General features: G+C 67.6%; 18 protein-coding genes. 6 read left to right on the top strand and 12 right to left on the bottom strand.

Annotated elements, in window-relative coordinates; all coding sequences use genetic code 11:
• Positions 1-86: 86 nt before the first annotated feature.
• Genes ABRP28_RS07020 through ABRP28_RS07030 form a run of 3 tightly spaced genes read left to right on the top strand, consistent with a single transcriptional unit; the run spans position 87 to position 4875 of the window.
• Positions 87-1109: a 3-oxoacyl-ACP synthase III gene (locus tag ABRP28_RS07020; RefSeq protein ID WP_350002579.1), complete on the top strand. Its 1023-nt coding sequence runs from the start codon at positions 87-89 to the stop codon at positions 1107-1109.
• Complete coding sequence (locus tag ABRP28_RS07025; protein ID WP_350002580.1) at positions 1103-3907, top strand: alpha/beta fold hydrolase; 2805 nt, start codon at positions 1103-1105, stop codon at positions 3905-3907. Before ABRP28_RS07020 ends, ABRP28_RS07025 begins: the two co-directional genes overlap by 7 nt.
• Positions 3904-4875 (top strand): NAD-dependent epimerase/dehydratase family protein, encoded by a 972-nt coding sequence (locus tag ABRP28_RS07030; RefSeq protein WP_350002581.1) that lies wholly within the window; start codon positions 3904-3906, stop codon positions 4873-4875. Before ABRP28_RS07025 ends, ABRP28_RS07030 begins: the two co-directional genes overlap by 4 nt.
• A gap of 35 nt (positions 4876-4910) precedes the next feature.
• Here the strand turns inward: ABRP28_RS07030 and mutM are convergent, their stop codons facing one another.
• From mutM to coaD, 5 genes are all read right to left on the bottom strand, one after another.
• Positions 4911-5882: a bifunctional DNA-formamidopyrimidine glycosylase/DNA-(apurinic or apyrimidinic site) lyase gene (gene mutM / locus ABRP28_RS07035; protein WP_350002582.1), complete on the bottom strand. Its 972-nt coding sequence runs from the start codon at positions 5880-5882 to the stop codon at positions 4911-4913.
• Between the two features lie 4 nt (positions 5883-5886).
• Complete coding sequence (rnc, locus tag ABRP28_RS07040) at positions 5887-6609, bottom strand: ribonuclease III (protein ID WP_350002583.1); 723 nt, start codon at positions 6607-6609, stop codon at positions 5887-5889.
• Positions 6610-6630: 21 nt separating this feature from the next.
• A complete protein-coding gene (gene rpmF / locus ABRP28_RS07045) occupies positions 6631-6834 on the bottom strand; it encodes a 50S ribosomal protein L32 (protein WP_009356569.1) in 204 nt (67 codons plus the stop codon).
• Between the two features lie 36 nt (positions 6835-6870).
• Positions 6871-7395, bottom strand: a complete 525-nt coding sequence (locus tag ABRP28_RS07050; protein WP_082874416.1) for a DUF177 domain-containing protein — start codon at positions 7393-7395, stop codon at positions 6871-6873.
• 123 nt (positions 7396-7518) lie between these two features.
• Positions 7519-8019 (bottom strand): pantetheine-phosphate adenylyltransferase, encoded by a 501-nt coding sequence (gene coaD, locus ABRP28_RS07055; RefSeq protein ID WP_350002584.1) that lies wholly within the window; start codon positions 8017-8019, stop codon positions 7519-7521.
• Positions 8020-8062: 43 nt separating this feature from the next.
• On the opposite strand from coaD, the gene ABRP28_RS07060 reads away from it, so the two are divergent.
• Both ABRP28_RS07060 and ABRP28_RS07065 read left to right on the top strand, forming a co-directional pair.
• Positions 8063-9292 carry an aminotransferase class I/II-fold pyridoxal phosphate-dependent enzyme gene (locus tag ABRP28_RS07060; protein WP_350002585.1) on the top strand — a complete coding sequence of 410 codons (1230 nt, stop codon included), beginning with the start codon at positions 8063-8065 and terminating at the stop codon, positions 9290-9292.
• Complete coding sequence (locus ABRP28_RS07065) at positions 9289-10071, top strand: fused MFS/spermidine synthase (RefSeq protein ID WP_350002586.1); 783 nt, start codon at positions 9289-9291, stop codon at positions 10069-10071. The genes ABRP28_RS07060 and ABRP28_RS07065 overlap by 4 nt, the downstream gene beginning before the upstream one ends.
• A gap of 41 nt (positions 10072-10112) precedes the next feature.
• On the opposite strand, the gene rsmD is transcribed toward ABRP28_RS07065, so the two are convergent.
• Genes rsmD through thiL form a run of 4 tightly spaced genes read right to left on the bottom strand, consistent with a single transcriptional unit; the run spans position 10113 to position 14998 of the window.
• Entirely contained in the window at positions 10113-10736 is a 624-nt protein-coding gene (rsmD, locus tag ABRP28_RS07070; protein ID WP_350002587.1) for a 16S rRNA (guanine(966)-N(2))-methyltransferase RsmD, read from the bottom strand.
• A gap of 45 nt (positions 10737-10781) precedes the next feature.
• The gene (locus ABRP28_RS07075; protein ID WP_350002588.1) at positions 10782-13049 is read right to left on the bottom strand and encodes an ATP-dependent DNA helicase RecG; all 2268 of its coding nucleotides are present in this window, start codon (positions 13047-13049) and stop codon (positions 10782-10784) included.
• Positions 13039-14025 carry a DAK2 domain-containing protein gene (locus tag ABRP28_RS07080; protein WP_350002589.1) on the bottom strand — a complete coding sequence of 329 codons (987 nt, stop codon included), beginning with the start codon at positions 14023-14025 and terminating at the stop codon, positions 13039-13041. Before ABRP28_RS07080 ends, ABRP28_RS07075 begins: the two co-directional genes overlap by 11 nt.
• A gap of 22 nt (positions 14026-14047) precedes the next feature.
• The gene (thiL, locus tag ABRP28_RS07085; protein ID WP_350002664.1) at positions 14048-14998 is read right to left on the bottom strand and encodes a thiamine-phosphate kinase; all 951 of its coding nucleotides are present in this window, start codon (positions 14996-14998) and stop codon (positions 14048-14050) included.
• A gap of 252 nt (positions 14999-15250) precedes the next feature.
• On the opposite strand from thiL, the gene ABRP28_RS07090 reads away from it, so the two are divergent.
• A complete protein-coding gene (locus tag ABRP28_RS07090; protein ID WP_350002590.1) occupies positions 15251-15754 on the top strand; it encodes a DUF3515 family protein in 504 nt (167 codons plus the stop codon).
• A gap of 87 nt (positions 15755-15841) precedes the next feature.
• Here the strand turns inward: ABRP28_RS07090 and ABRP28_RS07095 are convergent, their stop codons facing one another.
• The 3 genes from ABRP28_RS07095 to ABRP28_RS07105 are packed head-to-tail and all read right to left on the bottom strand — an operon-like array spanning position 15842 to position 18815.
• Positions 15842-16990 carry a D-alanine--D-alanine ligase family protein gene (locus ABRP28_RS07095; RefSeq protein ID WP_350002591.1) on the bottom strand — a complete coding sequence of 383 codons (1149 nt, stop codon included), beginning with the start codon at positions 16988-16990 and terminating at the stop codon, positions 15842-15844.
• A 2-nt stretch (positions 16991-16992) separates the two neighbouring features.
• On the bottom strand, positions 16993-18045 hold the full coding sequence (locus tag ABRP28_RS07100; RefSeq protein ID WP_350002592.1) for an NAD(P)H-dependent glycerol-3-phosphate dehydrogenase: 1053 nt from the start codon (positions 18043-18045) through the stop codon (positions 16993-16995).
• Positions 18042-18815, bottom strand: a complete 774-nt coding sequence (locus ABRP28_RS07105; protein WP_350002593.1) for a lysophospholipid acyltransferase family protein — start codon at positions 18813-18815, stop codon at positions 18042-18044. Before ABRP28_RS07105 ends, ABRP28_RS07100 begins: the two co-directional genes overlap by 4 nt.
• Positions 18816-18820 lie beyond the last annotated feature (5 nt).

Below are 18820 nucleotides of genomic sequence, written 5' to 3' on the forward strand. Positions count from 1 at the left end.
GCACCGGGCATGATTAGTCCTTGGGCTTTGTGCAAAGGGGGCGGCTACCCGCCACAGCACAGGACGGACACGAACAGAGGCTTGATTTGACAGGGAATGCAACATTCCGGCACCGCAACACCGCTCTACTCTCGGTGATCGGCGTCCAGGCTCCGCGGATTGTCAGTTCCACGGAATTCGACCACCGGCTGGCGTCCACCCTGCGCCGGTTGAAATTCCCGCCCAGGCTGCTCGAACGGGTGGCCGGTGTCACGCACCGCCGGTGGTGGGCCCCCGGGACCTCGTTTGACGACGCCGCCATTGAGGCGGGCGCAAAGGCCCTGGCCGATTCCGGCATCGAAGCATCCGAGGTGGGGCTGCTGATCAACACGTCCGTGACGCGGCGGAACCTCGAACCGTCCGTCGCGGTCAAGGTACACCACGGGCTGGGCCTACCCTCCTCCGCCATGAACTTCGACGTCGCCAACGCCTGCCTCGGGTTCGTCAACGGCATGACCTTGGCCGCCAACATGATCGACTCCGGCCAGATCAAGTACGCGGTGATCGTCAACGGTGAGGATGCCCAGGCCACACAGGAGGCAACCCTGGCCAGGCTGCAGCGGCCGGAGACAACCCGGGAGGACTTCAACCGCGAGTTCGCCACGCTTACCCTGGGCTCCGGGGCCGCTGCTGCGGTCCTTGGGCCGGCGGATGAACACCCGGGGGCACACCGGATCCTGGGTGGCGTGATGCGGGCCGGCACGGAGCACCATGAGCTGTGCGTGGGTGGCATCGACGGCATGGCCACCGACACGAAAGGCCTGCTCGACGGCGGCCTGCAGCTCGTGCTTGACGCGTGGCACGAGGCCCAGCCGGAGTGGGACTGGGGCTCGATGGACCGTTATGTCACGCACCAGGTGAGCACGGCGTACACCCAGGCCATCGTTGACGCTATCGACCTGGACCCGGACAAGGTGCCCATCACTTTCCCGCACTGGGGCAATGTAGGGCCCGCGTCCCTGCCGATGACCCTGGCCGCCGAAGCGCAGAACCTTGACGAAGGGGACCGCGTGCTGTGCATGGGCGTCGGTTCCGGCCTCAACACCGCCATGGTGGAAATCGTTTGGTAACCGCAGACTGGACAGGCGTCGACCCGGAATGGTCGCGCGAAATCGGCGTGCCGTCCACCTCTGCCGCGGATGACCCCGGAACGGTACGCCGCTGGCACCTGCTGGACAACGGGCCGCAACTGTCCCGGCGCGGCCTGGCTCCCGCCGGCACCCTGCTGTGCGTGCACGGCAACCCGACCTGGTCCTACCTGTGGCGGACGCTGCTGGCCGCCGGATCCCGTGTAGAACAGCCCTGGCGCGTTGTGGCCGTGGACCAGTTGGACATGGGCTTCTCGGAGCGGACCGGGACGTTCCGGCGGCTGGCGGACCGGATCAATGATCTCGGCGACCTCACCGATGCGCTGGAGCTGGACGGCCCGGTAGTCACCGTCGGCCACGACTGGGGCGGCGTGGTCAGCCTTGGCTGGGCGCTGGCCCATCCGCAGCAGCTCGCCGGCGTGGTGCTGACCAACACAGCCGTCCACCAGCCTCCGGGCTCGCCCATCCCACCGGCGCTGCGGCTCGCCCTGCACCCCGCGGTGCACAGGTGGGGCACAACGACGTCGGACGCTTTCCTGCGGGTGACCCATTCCCTGGCCCGCCCGCCGCTTGCCCCCGAGGTCCGCCGCGCGTTCATGGCCCCCTATGTGGGCGCCGGCCGCCGCGAGGGTGTGGGGAACTTCGTCGCGGACATCCCCGCCGACGCGTCCCATGCAAGCTTTGCCGCGCTCAGCCGAGTCGCCGACGGGCTGTCCGGGTTGCACGTTCCGGCGCTGCTGCTTTGGGGACCGCGGGACCCGATCTTTTCGGACCGCTACCTCAAGGACCTGATCGGGCGCCTGCCGGACGCGAAAGTGCACCGCTTCGAAGGTGCGGGCCACCTGGTCCCGGAAGACCGGGATATTGCCGGTCCCGTCTTCGACTGGCTCGCCGGGTACGGCGGGGACAGGACACCTGTCGGTGCCGGGACGGTGTCCGCGGGTGGTCCGCCGCCGGCTGCCCAGTCCCCTGCAGCACCTCCCCATGCCACGCCCTCGCTTCCTGCGCCTGCCCGTGCTGTGCCCTACACTCCTGCGCCCTCGCCTGCTGTGCCCTCTTCTGCTGTGTCTTCCCCTGCGGTAGATTCCGGCACCGGCTTCACTCCCCTGTGGGCGCCGCTGACGCAGCTCGCTGCAGGACCGGCCGGCGGGGACACCGCCGTCGCCGAGATGGCTGCGGACGGAAGTGTCTCCCGTGCCCTCAGCTGGCAGGAGCTTGAACAGCGGATCGCCGCCCTCGCCACCGGACTCAGGCAGGCGGGCGTGCGGACGGGCAGCCGGGTGAGCCTCATGGTTCCACCCGGCGTGGACCTGACAGTGGTCCTTTACGCCTGCCTCCGGGTGGGCGCAGTGGTGGTGGTCGCGGACGCCGGACTCGGCACCCGCGGCCTCAGCCGCGCCGTCAAAGGCGCCGCCCCGGACTTCCTTATCGGCATCGACAAGGCCCTCGCCGCAGCATCGGTGCTCGGCTGGCCGGGGCGCCGCATCAGTGTGAAGGACCTGCCGGCTGCCCGCCGCCGGCTCCTCGCCGTCGAGACCTCCCTCGCCGCACTGGCCCGCCGGGGCAGCGTCCCCGCCGGAACGGCGCCGGCGCCTCAGGACCCGGACCCGGATGCGCCCGCGGCGGTGCTCTTCACCTCCGGATCCACCGGACCCGCCAAGGGCGTGGTGTACACGCAGCGGCGGCTGGCGGCCATGCGGGACAGCGTTGCCGCGACGCTGGGGATCCGTCCCGGCGGGCGCGTGGTGGCCGGGTTCGCGCCCTTCGCGCTGCTGGGACCGGCCCTGGGGGCCGTCTCCGTGACGCCAGCCATGGACGTCACCGCACCGCGGACCCTGACAGCCCGCGCACTCGCGGATGCCGCTGCGGCCATCAATGCCACCGTGGTCTTCGCCTCCCCCGCGGCACTGCGCAACGTCCTCGCCACCCAAAACAGCATGGGTCCCGCCGGCCGGCAGGCCCTGGGCCGCGTGGAGCTGCTCCTCTCGGCCGGCGCCCCCGTACCCGAGCCGCTCCTTGCGGAGATGCAGCGGCTGGTGCCCCGTGCCTCGCTGCACACCCCCTATGGAATGACCGAGGCACTGCCCGTCACGGACATCAGCCTTGAACAGATCCGTACCGCCGCCGCAGACGCTGCCGCCGGAAACATGGCAGGAGCGGGCAATGGCGTGTGCGTGGGGCTTCCGGTGCACGGCGCCCGCGTCGCCGTCATTCCGCTTGCCGCGGACGGCACCGCCCCCGGCAACATCCCCGTCACGGAGCCGGGAGTCACCGGGGAGATCCTGGTGAGCGCCCCGCATGTGAAGGAAACCTACGACAGGCTCTGGCTGACCCAGCGCGAGAGCAGCCGCACGGCTGGGTGGCACCGCACCGGCGACGTCGGGCACTTCGACAGTGCCGGGCGGCTCTGGGTGGAGGGACGCCTGGCACATGTGGTGACCGCGCCGAACACCGTTGTGACACCGGTTGGCCCCGAACAGGCCATCGAAAGGCTGGACGGCGTCGGGCTGGCCGCCGTCACCGGTGTCGGCCCTTCCGGGACGCAGGCCGTGGTGGCCGTCGTCGAGACTGTGCCGCGCACCCGCCGCGCCGGCCCTGCCGCGCCGCAACTGGCAGCGCGGGTCCGGGAAGCGGCCCGTGCGGCGGGCGTCAGCGTCTCCGCCGTCCTGGTTGTTCCCGCCCAACCCACCGACATCCGCCACAACGCCAAGATCGACCGCACCCGCCTCTCCCTGTGGGCTGGTGCGGTGCTGGCCGGCGGGCGGGCGGGCAGGCCGTGAGGGTCCTCGTCACCGGCGCAAGCGGCCTGCTGGGCGGCGAGGTGGCCCGGCTGCTGGTCCGCCAGGGCCACACCGTGACCACCTTCCAGCGGCGCCCCGCCGGGGTCGACGGCGCCACGGACCTTACCGGGTCCATCACGGACGACGACGCGGTCCGCCGGGCCGTTGCCGGCGCAGAGGGAATTATCCACCTGGCGGCCAAGGTCTCCTTTACGGGCAAGGCAACAGAATTCAACGCCGTGAATGTAGAAGGCACGCGCCGCCTGCTCCGTGCGGCCCGTGCGGCGGGCGCACAGGACGTGGTCTTTGTTTCCTCGCCGTCCGTGGCCAATTCGGGGGCCGCAATAGCGGGACTGGGCGCCGAACCGGCGGACCCGGACCGGGCGCACGGGGAATATTCGCGCACCAAGGCCAGGGCCGAACTTCTTGCCCTGGCAGCTGACTCGCCGGATTTCCGGGTCGCAGCGGTGCGCCCGCACATCGTCTGGGGCCCCGGGGACACCCAGCTGGTGGAACGTGTACTGGACCGTGCACGCCGCCGCCGGTTGCCGCTGCTCGACGACGGGGCCGCACTGATCGATACGACCTATGTGGACAACGCGGCCTCGGCCATCGTCGCGGCGCTGCACCGCATGGAGCACATCCACGGCCGGGCGCTCGTGGTCAGCAACGGTGAACCCCGGCCTGTGGGCGAGCTGCTCGCGGGCATCTGCGCCGCCGGCGGCGTTCCGGCACCCTCCTGGTCGGCGCCAGGCGGCCTGGCACGGGCAGCAGGATCGCTGATCGAAGTTCTTTGGACCCGGTCCGGGCGCCCCGGGGAACCGCCGATGACCAGGTTCCTCGCTGAGCAGCTCTCCACCGCCCACTGGTTCGACCAGCGTGAAACCCGCAGGCTCCTGGACTGGGCACCAGCAGTATCCATTGACGAGGGCCTGGCGAAGCTGGCCGGACACTACCGCGCCCGGTAGGCGGCAGCCTTATCCGGCCTGCCGGGAGCTTTCCGCTACCAGCGGCCGTTCCGCGGACGGGGCTGGCAGGCAGGGCAGGTGTAGGACGAGCGGTTCATGAACTGCTCGCGCTTCATGCGGCTGGAGATGCCGGCTGCGGCGCAGCGCTTGCATTCGAGGCCTTCGCGGCCATAGGCGTTCAGGGACCGGTCGAAGTAGCCGGAGGCGCCGTTGACGTTCACGTAGAGGGAGTCAAAGCTGGTCCCGCCGGCGGCGAGGGCGTCCAGCATGACCTCCCGGGCCTGCGCGAGGACCCGTTCGGCCTCGGCACGCCGCAACGTGTCCGTGGGCCGCGCGTAGTGCAGCCGGGCGCGCCAGAGGGCTTCATCGGCGTAGATGTTGCCGATGCCGGATATCAGGCCCTGGTCCAGCAATGCCCTCTTCAGCCCCGTTTTGCGTTTCCGGAGACGCCGGTAGAAAAGGTCGAAGGAGAATGCAGGGTCCAGCGGATCCCGTGCGATGTGCGCCGCTTCCGCCGCGATCAGCGGAAGGGGTGATTCAGCGAGTCCGCCCGGGCCGCCGTCGTCCGTTGGAACCAGGTCGGTGACGAACAGGCCGCCGAAGATCCGCTGGTCCACGAACCGCAACTGCCCGGGCATGCCGTCCCGTGGGCTGAGCCGGAAACGGACTTTGAGGTGCTTTTCGTCCGGCACCTCCCCGCCCTGCATCAGGAGCTGGCCGCTCATGCCCAGATGCGCCATGAGCGCCACCTGCGGGATGCCGGCACTGCCCGGGGTTTCCGCAGAGCCGCCGGCACTGGTGTCCAGGAGCGGCATCCAGAGGAACTTGCCCCGCCGGACAACGTCCAGGACGGTGGCGCCTTCCAGGTTCCCGATGAAGTCCTGGGGGCCCAGCGCGTGGCGGCGGACTGACCGTGAATCGACCACCTCCACGGCGTCGATGGTCCGTCCCCGGACCCAGCTCACCAGCCCGCGCCGGACCACTTCGACTTCGGGAAGTTCGGGCACGGCGCTAGGTGGCGGGGACGGGAGACGCGGCTGCCCCCGGAGGGTTGCCGGCTCCGGAGAGCACCCGCCAGGCGTCGGCCGCCGCTTCCTGCTCCGCTTCCTTCTTCGAGTGGCCGGAGCCCTTGCCGTAAGCGGTACCGCCAACATGCAGGACTGCCGTAAAGGTCCGCGCGTGGTCCGGCCCGGAACCATCCACGGCATAGTGGATGGTGCCGAGCTGGCGGCTGGCGGCCAGTTCCTGGATGCTGGTCTTCCAGTCCGTCCCGGCACCCAGGGCTGCGGCGTCCTTGAGCAGCGGGCCGATCAGGCGCATGACCAGCTGGCGTGCTGTCTCGATGTCGTTGGAGACGTACGTGGCGCCGATCAGCGCCTCCATGGTGTCCGCCAGGATGGACGCTTTGTTCTTGCCCTGGGTGAGCTTTTCGCCCTGCCCAAGGTAGATGTAATCCCCAATGCCCAGGCTGCGGCCGATGCCGGCCAGCGCCCGCGTGCTGACGACGGCGGAGCGCCGCTTGGCCAGGTCGCCTTCGGGAAGGTCCGGGTTGTCCCGGTACAGCGCGTCCGTGACGGAAAAACCCAGGATGGAGTCGCCCAGGAATTCCAGGCGCTCGTTCGTGGGAATGCCGCCGTTTTCGTAGGCGTAGGAACGGTGGGTGAGCGCAAGACGAAGCGTCCCGGCGTCAATAGAGACACCGAGACGCTTCAAAAGCTCTTCAGTTGAAGACATCATGTCAGCCTGAGTGGCCGATTAGACGTCAGCGACCTTGCGTCCCTTGTACTCAAGGAACAGCGCAGTGCCGGCCGAGTCGGTGACAACCTTTGCCTGGTGCGGCAGGCTGTAGGTGACCTGGCCGTTCTCGACGGTCTTCACCAGGTGGGGGGCGGTCGCCTTCCACTGGGAGCGGCGGGCGCGGGTATTCGAGCGAGACATTTTCCGCTTGGGAACAGCCACGGCTAACTCATTTCTCTCTAGACAAACACGTACAAATCAATTTTGCCGGTCAGGCTTAGCCATATCAGCTAGGGCAGCCCAGCGAGGATCCAGGACCTCGTGGTGGTGCCCCGGCTCGTCTTCCAGGCGAACTCCGCATTCGGAGCAAAGGCCCTGGCAGTCTTCCCGGCACACCGGCTGGAACGGCAGCGCGGTCACCACTGCGTCCCGCAACACCGGTTCAAGATCGATTACATCGTGCTCGACTCGACGTTGCTCTTCATTATCTTCTTCGTCCGAAAGCTCCACGCCTTCATAGAAGAAAAGTTCCTGCACATTGACCTCAAGGTCATACGCAAGGGGATCCAGGCATCGGCCGCACTCACCCGTTACCTCGGTGAGGACAGTACCTGATACCAAAATTCCTTCGTGTACGGCCTCAAGCCTCAGATCCAGCTCGACATCCGAGCCTTCCTGAACGCCAATGAGCGCCACACCAAGGTCACCTGGTGCGGGTACATGTTCCTTCAGCGTCCGCATGCTTCCCGGGCTGCGCCCGAGGTCCTTGACGTCGAACGCCAAGGGCGAACCAGCATCTCTTTTAATGAGAACTCCTGTTGAACATATGACCGACGTACCATCTTAGCCTGAAGAGCCACGGGGACTCAAACCGGCCGGCGCACAGCGCCGAAGTACCGGACAAGCCTACCCTTTCGGCTGCTGGTTGCGCGGAGGCTCGCCCGCGAGCATCCGCCGCTGCACTGACCGGGGCACGTAATCGGACACATTGCCGCCAAGGCCTGCCACCTCCTTGATGAGGGTGGAGGACAGATGAAGGTAGTGAGCTTCGGCCGGCAGGAAGACTGTTTCCACGCCGCTGAGTTGGCGGTTCATAGTGGCCATGGGCAGTTCGTAGTCAAAGTCCGAGGATGACCTCAGGCCTTTGACGATGGCTGAGACCCCGCGCTGCCGGCAGTACTCGGCCAGCAGCCCTTCCCCTACGGGTTCCACCACGATGCCCTTGAGTGAGGCGAGGGTTTCCCGTGCCATTTCCAGTCGCTCGGCCAGGGCGAATTTATACTGCTTGGCCTGGTTGGTGGAAACGGCCACGATGACCTCATCGAAGAGGCCGGCCGCACGTGCAATAACCTCGAGATGGCCGTTGTGGATGGGGTCGAAGGATCCGGGGCAGACAGCGCGTCTCATGCTCCGAACCTACCCCATGGAATGGCCGGGATACCATGACTGGATGCATGCACCACGGGAAGTTTCCGCGCCCACGGCCCCCGCTCCCTGGCAGCGCACGGCCCTCGGAGCGAACCTCCTCTCCCCTGGCGGGGCGCTTGGCGTCACCATCTTCGAGGAAATGACCACCCTTGCTGTCCAGACCGGCGCCATCAACCTCGGCCAGGGGTTTCCGGATGAGGACGGACCGCTGGAAATCAGGGAAGCGGCCAGGTCCGCCATCTCGGCAGGCGCTAACCAGTATGCGCCCGGCAAAGGCATCCCGGAACTGCGGGAAGCAGTGGCGGTCCACCAGCAGCGCTTCTACGGCCTGTCGCCGGATCCCGCCACCGAGGTAGTCATCACTACCGGCGCCACCGAGGCCATTGCCGCCTCGCTCCTGGCGTTCGCCGGGCCCGGCGACGAGGTTCTGACCCTTGAGCCCTTCTACGATTCCTACGGCGCGGTGATCGGCCTGTCCGGCGCAACCCACGTGACCGCCCCTCTGCTGGCCCCGGACTTCATGCCGGACATGGCAGCGCTGGAAGCCGCCTTCAGCCCGCGGACGAAGGTTGTCCTCCTGAACAACCCCCACAATCCAACCGGCGCTGTATTTCCGCGGGAAGTGCTGCAGCGGATCGTCGACCTGGCACGCAGGCACAACAGCATCATCGTCACGGACGAGGTTTACGAACACCTCACGTTCGGCGTCAGCCACTTGCCGGTGGCATCCCTGCCCGGCGCCGCGGACCGCACCATCACCATCTCCTCTGCGGGCAAGACGTTCTCCCTGACAGGATGGAAGATCGGCTGGCTCACGGGCCCGGAAGACCTGGTGGCCGGCGTGCGGACGGTCAAGCAGTTCCTTACGTACAGTTCGGGCACCCCGTTCCAGTCGGCCATAGCCTTGGGGCTGGCCCTGCCGGACTCCTTCTACGAGGGCATCGCGTCATCCTTGCAACTGAAGCGCGACATCCTGAGCGAAGGGCTCCGCGCCGCGGGGTTCGACGTCTTTTCCCCGCAGGGCACCTACTTCGTCAACGTGGACACTGCTCCCCTGGGCATCACCGACTCCGTGGACCTGGCGCGGAGGCTTCCGGCGCTGGTGGGAGTCGCGGCGATCCCCGTGCCCGTGTTCTGCCACGCCGAAGGTGCGCAGCGGACCCGAAGCCTGCTCCGGTTCGCTTTCTGCAAGAAGTCCGGAATCCTCCACGAGGCTGCCGAACGCCTCGCTTCCCTCAGGGGCAGGCTTTGATACCCGCCGGGGGCGGGACCCGGTTCCTGCGGACCACGGGGCAGCACGCGTCCATCGAACCGGATGCTTTCACAGAGGGCAGCTACGTCCTGAGCATCGGCGGGGCCGAACAGTCCCACGTCAACCTTGCCCGGCCGGAGGAGATCTTTTACGAGTACCTCCGCCGGATCGGCCACCTGGTGGACCTGGCAGCACCTGCCGGCCATCCTGTACGCTCGCTGCACCTGGGAGCCGGGGCACTGACTCTGGCCCGGTACATCCAGGCAACCCGGCCGGGATCGGCGCAGTACGCCGTGGAGCTGGAGCGCGAGCTGCTTGACTTTGTCCTGCGCCAGCTCCCCCTGCCCGAGGGCACGGATCTCCACACTGTCATCGGCGACGCCCGGGAAGCACTGGCCCGGCTGGACCCGGAACTCCGGTTCGACGTGGTCATCCTGGATATCTTCTCCGGGCCGGAGGCGCCGGCGCACCTCGCATGCAGCGCGTTCTACCGGGAATTGCGGGACCGGCTCAGCCCCGCCGGTGTGCTGATTGTCAATGTGGGTGACGAACCGGGGCTCACACTGGTCCGGAGCCAGGTGGCGGAGATGCGGGAGGCCATGGCGGATGTGGCTGCCTTTGCTGAAACGGGCATGTTCGAGGGCCGCTATCCCGGAAACATTATCCTTGCGGGCACGCAGGCCCCGTGGCCCAGGGAATGGAGCGCGGAACTGGCTGCCCGTGGACCGCACCCGGCAAAAGTCCTGGCCGGGGTGGATCTGGACCCTTTCGCGGGGTGACCGATGACCGGGGCGATGAACAGGACGGGCGCCGGAAGAGGCTAGGGTTCCGCCGGTTCCTGCCCGTCCGGAATGTCGTCCCCGTCAATGGCGTCAGGCACGTAGGGCTCCGCGTACCAAAGCCTGGTTTCCCCGTATTTCTTCTCTGCGAACCGCGTCAGGGCGTCGGGCCACTGTGGTTCCGGGGAACGGGACGACCGCTCCACCACCACCACGGCGGCAGGCGACAGGTGGCGGGCCAGTTTCTGGAGCGCGGCATTCAGCGCCACTTCCTCAAGCGGGTACGGGGGGTCCATGAAAACTAGGTCCCACTCAGCGGTTTCCGGGGCGCGGTCCAGGAAGGGTTCGACCTTGGAACGGTGCACGGTGACGGCCTTGCGCCCCAGGACGCCGTTGACGAGGTCGGCATTGCGCTGGCACACGGCGCTTGCCTTGCCGTCTGACTCCACGAGGTCGACTGTGCGGGCTCCCCTGCTGCCGCTCTCTACCCCCAGGGAGCCTGAGCCTGCGTATAGGTCCAGGACCCTGGCTCCGGCGATGGCGTTGAAGGCGTCAAGCCGGGAGAAGAGCGCCTCCTTGACCCGGTCCGTGGTGGGCCTGGTCAGGGAACCGGGAACGGCCGTGAGGGGGGAACCGCCGGCGGCCCCCGCAATGATCCGGGTCATTGAACACTCCTGTCTGCGAAGCCAGGCTGTCCGGCGCGCACCATGCTATCCGCGTTCAAGGAACGCCTCCTTTTCCGGATTGAGGTACTTCTCTATCGCCTCGGCAAGCTCCGGGCGGGCCGCCAGGGCGGGGTCTTCGCCCACGATCTGCTGCGCATCTTCACGTGCCCGGGCAATCACATCCCCGTGTTCCAGGACCCGCAGCAGCTTCAGGGTGGAGCGTCCGCCTGACTGCGAGGCACCGAGGATGTCGCCCTCGCGACGCATCTTGAGGTCCTCCTCGGACAGTGCAAACCCGTCAGTTGTTGCGGCCACTGCTTCGAGCCTGCGCCTGCTGGGGTGGCCCGGCTCAAGGGAGGTCACCAGCAGGCAGGTGCCCGGCAGCCCTCCCCGGCCCACGCGGCCGCGGAGCTGATGCAGCTGGGAGATCCCGAACCTGTCGGCATCAAGGATGACCATCAGGGTGGCGTTGTGGACATCCACGCCCACCTCGATCACGGTGGTGGACACCAGCAGCTTGATGCGGTTTGCGGCAAAGTCGTCCATCACCCCGAATTTCAGGTCAGGCTCCTGCCGGCCATGGAGCGGCGCCAGCGGAACGCCGGACAACGACGGCTCCTCCAACAGATGCTCGACGACGGCTGTCACCGATGCGAGCTCCCGCCCGCCGTCGCCTTCCGTGTCCCCCGGCGGAGGCGCCGCCTCCCCGGGACTGAAATCGCCGTCGTCGTCCGTTCCGATCCTGGGGCACACCACGTACACCTGGTGGCCCGCGTCAATCTCTTCCCGGGCCCGCGCCCAGATGCGGCCGGCCCACGCCGGGTTTTCGGCGAGCCCCACCAGGTGGGTGGAGATGGGCGCCCGGCCGGCCGGCAGCTCGTCCAGGACGGACGTTTCCAGGTCGCCGAAAACGGTCATGGCCACCGTGCGCGGTATGGGCGTGGCCGTCATGACGAGCAGGTGCGGGGGCTTCCTGGCCTTGGCCCGGAGCGCGTCACGCTGCTCCACGCCGAAACGGTGCTGTTCATCCACCACGATAAGGCCAAGATCGTAAAACGAAACATTGCCGCTGAGCAGGGCATGCGTGCCGATGACGATCCCCGCCGTCCCGGACGCGGCATCAAGCATCGCCTGGCGGCGTGCCGCCGTGGGCATGGACCCGGTGAGCAGTGAGACCTGGACGGAGGCGCCGTCCGTTCCGCCCAGCAGCCCGTCGCTGGACAGGGCTCCCAGCGTGCGGCGGATTGAATCGAAATGCTGTGCGGCGAGGACTTCCGTGGGTGCCAGCAGGGCTGCCTGGCCCCCGGCATCCACCACCTGCAGCATTGCCCGGAGGGCCACGACGGTCTTGCCGGAGCCCACTTCGCCCTGGAGGAGCCGGTTCATGGGGGTGTCGCGGGCCAGCTCGCGCCCGAGCGTCTCCCCGACGGCGGCCTGCCCGGCCGTGAGGGTGAACGGCAGGTCAGCGTCGAAGCGGGACAGGAGACCGTCCGGGACGGGCCGGCGGGCCGTGGCTTCCTCCGCAGCGAGCTGGGCGCGGCGGCGGGCGAGGGCGGACTGCAGCACCAGGGCTTCCTGGTACCGGAAACGGCGGCGGGCTTGCTGCCAGTCACCGGCTGACTCCGGCTCGTGGATCAGCCGGTACGCCCTGGCGATGGGCAGGAATTTCTCCCGTTCTGCGATCGCGGCAGGGATGGGGTCGGGCAGGGAGTCGAGGTCAGCGGTTTCGAGCAGGGTTGATACGGCCTTCTGGATTTTCCAGCTGGGCAGCTTGGACGTGGCCGGATACACGGGGATGGGCATTGCGGCCATCTTTTCCGGATCGCGGCCGTTGTCGCTGAACATGTCCTCGTCCAGGAGCTGGTAGTCCGGGTTGGTGAGGCCTAGGGATCCCTTGAAGCTGGTGACCTTGCCGGAGAAGAGCGCAAGCCGGCCCTGGAGCAGTTCCGCTTGGGCCTTGTAGCCGTTGAAAAAGCTGATTTTGAGGGTCCCGGGCGCTTTGCCGCGGTACTCGGTGCCACCTACCAGCCGTAGTCCCTGTTTTCCGTCGTCGTCGGACACCACAACGTCCGTGATGGTGCCCCGGCGCGCCTGCATGCGGCGGGTGCTGCTAGACAGGACCCGTGCAATCAGCGTGACTTCCTCGTCCCGCGGGATCTCGCTGATGGGGGTCAGCTCCCCGCGGTTCATGTAGCGGCGCGGGTAATAGTTAAGCAGCCCCTCCACCGTGGTGATGCCCAGGTGTTTCTCAATGACGGCTGCGGAACGCTTGCCAAGCCGGCGTTCCAGCGCCAGGTCCAGTTCAGCGCTCATGCCCGCTGGAGTTCACTGCATCCGCTGCCGGATCGCGCGGCAGGGCAAGTTCGCTGATGCTGATGTTGGCGGGCTCACCGAAGGACCTGATGATCTCGACGGCCGGCTCCCCCTCGGGCACATGGACGTGGACGCGCCATCGGTAGTTGCCCTCGGTGTCAGGCCCGCTGCCCACCTGGCTCATGATGACTGACTCGCCGATCTCGTCCAGCCGCTGCCGGAGAGTGGCTGCGTTGAGCGGGGAAAGGCTGATGGTGCACATGACTTCCACGCCGTCGTCGTCCGGCATGGCGGTGTGGATGTGCGGGTCCGACACGTCGTAGCCGTGCAGCCCGTCAAGGAGCTCGCCCTGGAGTTCCTCCCCCAGGATCGCCGAGCGCAGGCAATCGAGGATCAGCAGCATTCCCACCCCGCCGGCGTCCACCACGTGCGCGGAGGTCAGGGCGGCCAGTTGGTCCTCGGTGTGGATCACGGCTGCGAGGGCAGCTTCGACGGCGGCATCCAGGGCCAATCCCAGGGCATGGTTGCTGTCGTTTCCGTTTTGCCCTGCGTCCACGGCGGCCGCAGCCCTGGCTGCCGCTTCCATGACCGAGAGCATGGTTCCGGGAACGGGGTCGCTGAGGGCTGACCAGGCGCGGATCTGGGCGCGGTTGAGAGCTGCTGCGAGGAGGGTGGACGTCAGGCGGGTGTGGCCTGCGAGTGGTTCAGCGGCGGCAGACAGGAACACCGAGAGGAGTGTTCCGGAGTTTCCCCGGGCCTCCTCCATTGCGGCTTGTCCCGCGGTGGCCAGGACGGCGCCCACGTCCATCTGGGCCGGCTGGTCCCCGCCGGCGGACACGGCCCGGGCGGCTGCCCGCACCGTGACGTAGAGGTTGGTCCCGGTGTCGCCGTCGGCCACCGGAAAAATATTGATGGCATTCAGGCGGTCGCTGTGGTTGCCAAGTGCTGTTTCAGCCTTGCCCAACCACCTCTTCATCGCTTGCGCGTTGGCGGCAACCTTAGTGTGCAAAGTGATCCCATCCCCCGGTGTCCGCGGACCGGCCCGCTATTGTGACGCCCGGGCGCTCGTTGATTCCCAGTGCTTGTATTGAGCCTATCGCAGTGAATCCAGGGGGCAGCGGGGTGCTGGAGGGGAATGTGGCCAGCAGCCCGTGGTCTTCCCCGCCGCCGAGCACCCAGTCCCGGGCATCCGCGTGCAGCAGTTCCGCGGCGGGCAGCAGGATGTCCTTCAGCCGTTCCAGCGGACCCGGATGGAGGTCGACGGCGACACCGCTGGCCGCCGCCAGCCGCAGGCCGTCCCGCAGCATTCCGTCCGAAATGTCCAGCATCGCAGTGGCGCCGGCAGCCCGAGCGGCGGGCCCGGCGGCCAGGGGTGGCTGCGGCCTGCACTGGAGTTCCGCCAGGCCGCGCAGTTCAGGGCCGAGACTGTCCAGTGGAACGCTGGACTCCAGCAGGGCGAGGCCTGCTGCGGCATGGCCGGCGGTGCCTGCGAGGGCAAGGATGTCTCCTGGTTTGGCTCCGGAACGGAGGACGGCCGGACCGCCATCCAGGGTGCCGAGGACTGCGACGGTCACGGAAATTTCCCGCCCGCGGCCCAGGTCGCCGCCCGCTACCGAGCAGTTGGCCGCACCGAGCTCCCTGATCGCGGAGGTGAGGCCGTCGGCCAGGTCCTCAACCCAGCCCACAGGGGTCTCAGGGGGAAGGGTGAGGCTTACCACCAGCGAGGTTGCAGTGGCGCCCATGGCGTTGATGTCGCTGAGGTTTTGCGCCGCTGCTTTCCAGCCGACGTCAAAGCCGGTGGTCTTGTAGCCGCTTGGCCACTGGAGCCTGAAGTCCTGGTCCTGGACCTGCGTATCGATGCTGATGACCGTCCTGCCGTCCGGAGCGGCGATCACGGCAGCGTCATCCCCCGGCCCTAAAAGGGTGGCGGCGCCGTACGTGCCTTCCATGGCCAGTCGCGGGAAGATGCGGGCCAGCAGCTCGCCCTCGGAGAGGGCAGAAACAGCCAGCGCAGGGACGGTCGGGGCGGGGACGGTCAGCTGGTTCGCGTCGGACTGGCCATCGCCGGATTGCACATCGGATTGCGGGCGGGAGGACGAGGGATTTTCAGGCACCCCACTACGCTATCGCGGGGCCCTGACATTGGGGGCAGGCGGTGCCGGGCGTCGGGCAGGGTCCGTTCGCGGCGATAGGCTGGAGGAATGCACCGAGCCCAGCTTTCCCTGCCCGCCCGTGTTGCCAGGCTGGCACTGATTGGGAGCCTCGCGGCCATACCGTTGACGTCGTGCTCGCCCCCCGTGGATGTTCCTGCTGCCGAGGACGCGGCCAACGCGGCGTGCGCTCCCATGATGGTGGCATTGCCGGACGCGATAGGCGACAGCCCGCTCCGGAAGACGAACAGCCAGGCGACGGCAGCCTGGGGAGACCCTTCCCTGGTCATCCTGCGCTGCGGCGTCAACGTCCCGGGCCCCACCACAGACCGCTGCGTGACCGTCAACGGCATCGACTGGGTCATCAAGGAGGGCAACCCCGTCTGGACCCTGACCACCTACGGCCGCGAACCGGCAACCGAGATCCTGATGGATCCGGACAAGATCAGCTCCGCCACAGTCCTGGCAGACCTCGCAGCGGCCGCCGGCAAGGTGCCGGCGGCACGGAACTGCGTAGGCCAGGAAGACCTGCAAAACCTGCCGCCCAGCCAGTAGGCCCATTCCGGCAGGGTGCCGGCGGTGGGCCCACGCCGGCAGGGTTCCCTGGCCGAAGCGAGGTCAGGGGACGGCGGGTGGGGAACGTCAGCGCAGCCCGGTTTTGCGGTTCAGCGCCAGGTAGATCAGTTCATCGATGAGGTCGGCGTAGTCCAGGCCGGAGGCCGCCCACATCTGCGGGTACATGCTCTTGGGCGTGAACCCGGGCATGGTGTTGATCTCGTTGATGATGAGTTCCCCGGCGGGAGTGTAGAAGAAGTCCACGCGGCTGAGTCCTTCGGCACCCACGGCGTCAAACGCTGCCGCTGCCAGCTCGCGGACCCGTGAGATGGCTTCCTCCGGAAGATCGGCCGGGCAGCTGAGGGAGGCGGCGTCGTCCTCCACGTACTTGGCGTTGAAGTCGTAGAACTCGTGTGTGCCGCCGGCCACGGAGATCTCTCCGGGCATGGAGGTCCGTGGAGCGTCGGTGCCCCTGCCTTCAAGGACAGCGCATTCGATTTCCCGGCCAGTAATCCCGGCTTCGATCACAAGTTTTAGGTCATGCTTGCGGGCTTCCTCGATGGCGGCGTCCAGGTCCGCCAGGGAATCAACCTTGGAAATACCCATCGACGATCCGGCGCGGGCTGGTTTGACGAAGACCGGGAAGCCCAGCCGGTCCACCTGCTTCCGGACCAGCTCCGGGTCCTTGCGCCACTGCCGGTCCGTGACCGCCACGTACGGGCCTACCTGCAGCCCGGCGGCCTCGAACACCACTTTCATGTAGTGCTTGTCCATGCCTACCGCGGAGGCCAGGACACCGGCACCCACGTAGCGGGTGTCCGAGAGTTCAAGCAGCCCCTGGATGGTGCCGTCCTCACCGAACGGGCCATGCAGCAGCGGGAACACGACGTCAACGGTGCCGAGCTCCCGGGGCACCTCGTTCGGGGAGGCCACGATCAGCTGGTGTTCGCCCCCGATCTCGGCGAGGGTCACCGTCTGCGGCGAGGGCGCCACCTCAGGCAGGGCCGTTGAGGACAGGGACCATTGGGCGGTGTCGGCACCCGTGAGGACCCACTGCCCGGTCTTGGCGATGCCAATCGGAATCACCTCGTACTTGTCCTTGTTGATGGCGCCGAGTACGCCGGCAGCCGTTACGCAACTCACGGCGTGCTCGCTGGAGCGGCCGCCGAAAAGTACCGCCACCCGTGGTTTTGTCCGCGGCGCGGTTTCCCCCGTGGCCAAATTTTCTTGGGACATCGTCAGTAATCGCCTTCAGGTTTCAATTCCCGGGACAGCAGGACAGGCCCCAGTTGGTCAACGGACAGTTTGCCGGCCAGCACGGCAACGACGGCGGCCGTAATGGGCATCTCGACGCCCAGTTTGCCTGCCAGCTCATGGACAGCCTGGCCGGACTTAATGCCTTCGGCCGTCTGGGTCATTTTCTGGCCAACTTCCTCGAGCGTAAGGCCCTGGCCCAGCAGACGGCCCGCGGTGTGGTTGCGCGAGAGCGGCGAGGAGCAGGTGGCCACGAGGTCCCCGAGCCCGGCCAGGCCGGCCATTGTCTTGGCCTCACCGCCAAGCGCCAGGGCGAGGCGGGACGTCTCGGCCAGTCCGCGGGTGATGACGGACGCTTTGGTGTTGTCCCCCATCTGTTTGCCTTCGCAGATGCCCACGGCCAGCGCAATGACGTTTTTCACGATTCCGCCGATCTCCACCCCAACAACGTCCGCTGTGGTGTAGGGCCGGAAATAGGGGGCCGTGCAACTCCTGGCGATCCATCCGGCCGCGGCGGAATCAGAGCAGGCAACTACGGATGCGGTTGGTTCTTCACGGGCGATTTCCATGGCCAGGTTGGGCCCGGACACGATTGCGATGCGTTCGGCGGGCAGGCCAAGCTCCTCGCCGATGACCTCGCTCATCCGGGCGTCCGTGCCAAGCTCCAGGCCCTTCATGAGGGAAACCACCATGGCGTCCGGCGCGATCAGGTCCTTCCATTCCCGCAACTGGGGCCGCAACGACTGCGCCGGGACGGCGATCACCACGAGGTCGGCATCCTTGAGAACGGCGGCGACGTCCGTGGACGCCGAGATGCTCTCCGGGAGCGGGACGTCCTTCAGGTACTGGGCATTGACGTGGCTGGTGTTGATCTGGTCCACCACTTCAGCCCGGCGCCCCCACAGCCTGATGGTGCGCGGATCCCCTGCCGCAGCCGCGGCATCGGCGAGGATCTTGGCGAATGTCGTCCCCCAGGAGCCGGCACCGAGGACTGCAACGGAAAGGGCAGAACCCGTTTGCCTTCCCCCAGCGGTCACGGAGCGTCCGTTCCGGTGCCGGGCTGCTGCTGTCCGCGTTCCATGAACCTGCCGTGCTTCGCTTGCTGCTGCTTGGCCGGGTCCCACCGCTCTGCGGGAGGCTGCTCGCCGCGGATCTCCGCCAGGAGGGCGGTGATGGCGTCCATGATGGCATCGGTGGCCGCTGTCAGCGTGGCCTTGTCCAGGGGGCGGCCGCTGAAGGCGCTGAGATCCACGGGCTCACCCACCACTACCCGCGACTTTTTGCGGGGGAACAGGTGGAACCGCTTGCCGTAGCGGGGGAAGACCTCGTGGGCGCCCCAGTGGGCGATCGGGACCACCGGAATGCCGCCTTCGAGGGCGAGCCGCGCGGCTCCGGTGTGGCCCTTCATGGGCCAGAGGTCCGGATCCCTGGTGAGGGTGCCTTCGGGATAAATGATGATGGCCCCACCTTCGGCGACGATCTCCTGGGCGAGCTGGAGGGAACGGTTCGCTCCCGCCGTCGAACGCTCCACAGGGATCTGCTTGGTGGCCCGCAGGACCCAGCCCAGCACCGGAACCTTGAACAGTCCGGACTTGGCGAGGAAATGCGGCAGAACCTTGTGGTTGTAGAGGAGGTGGCCGATGATCAGGGGATCGATCTCGGTGCAGTGGTTGGGCGCCGCGATGAAGCCGCCGGCAGGCAGCTTCTCAGTGCCCTTCCACTCTTTGTCCATCATGAGGTTGAACAGGGGGCGGACTATTCCAGCGACCACCGCAAGGGTGGCGCGGCTCTTGGCCGGTTCCTTCACGTCTG

The sequence above is a fragment of the Pseudarthrobacter sp. WHRI 8279 genome (genome assembly GCF_040224115.2).
In the GTDB taxonomy this organism is placed as follows: Bacteria; Actinomycetota; Actinomycetes; order Actinomycetales; family Micrococcaceae; genus Arthrobacter.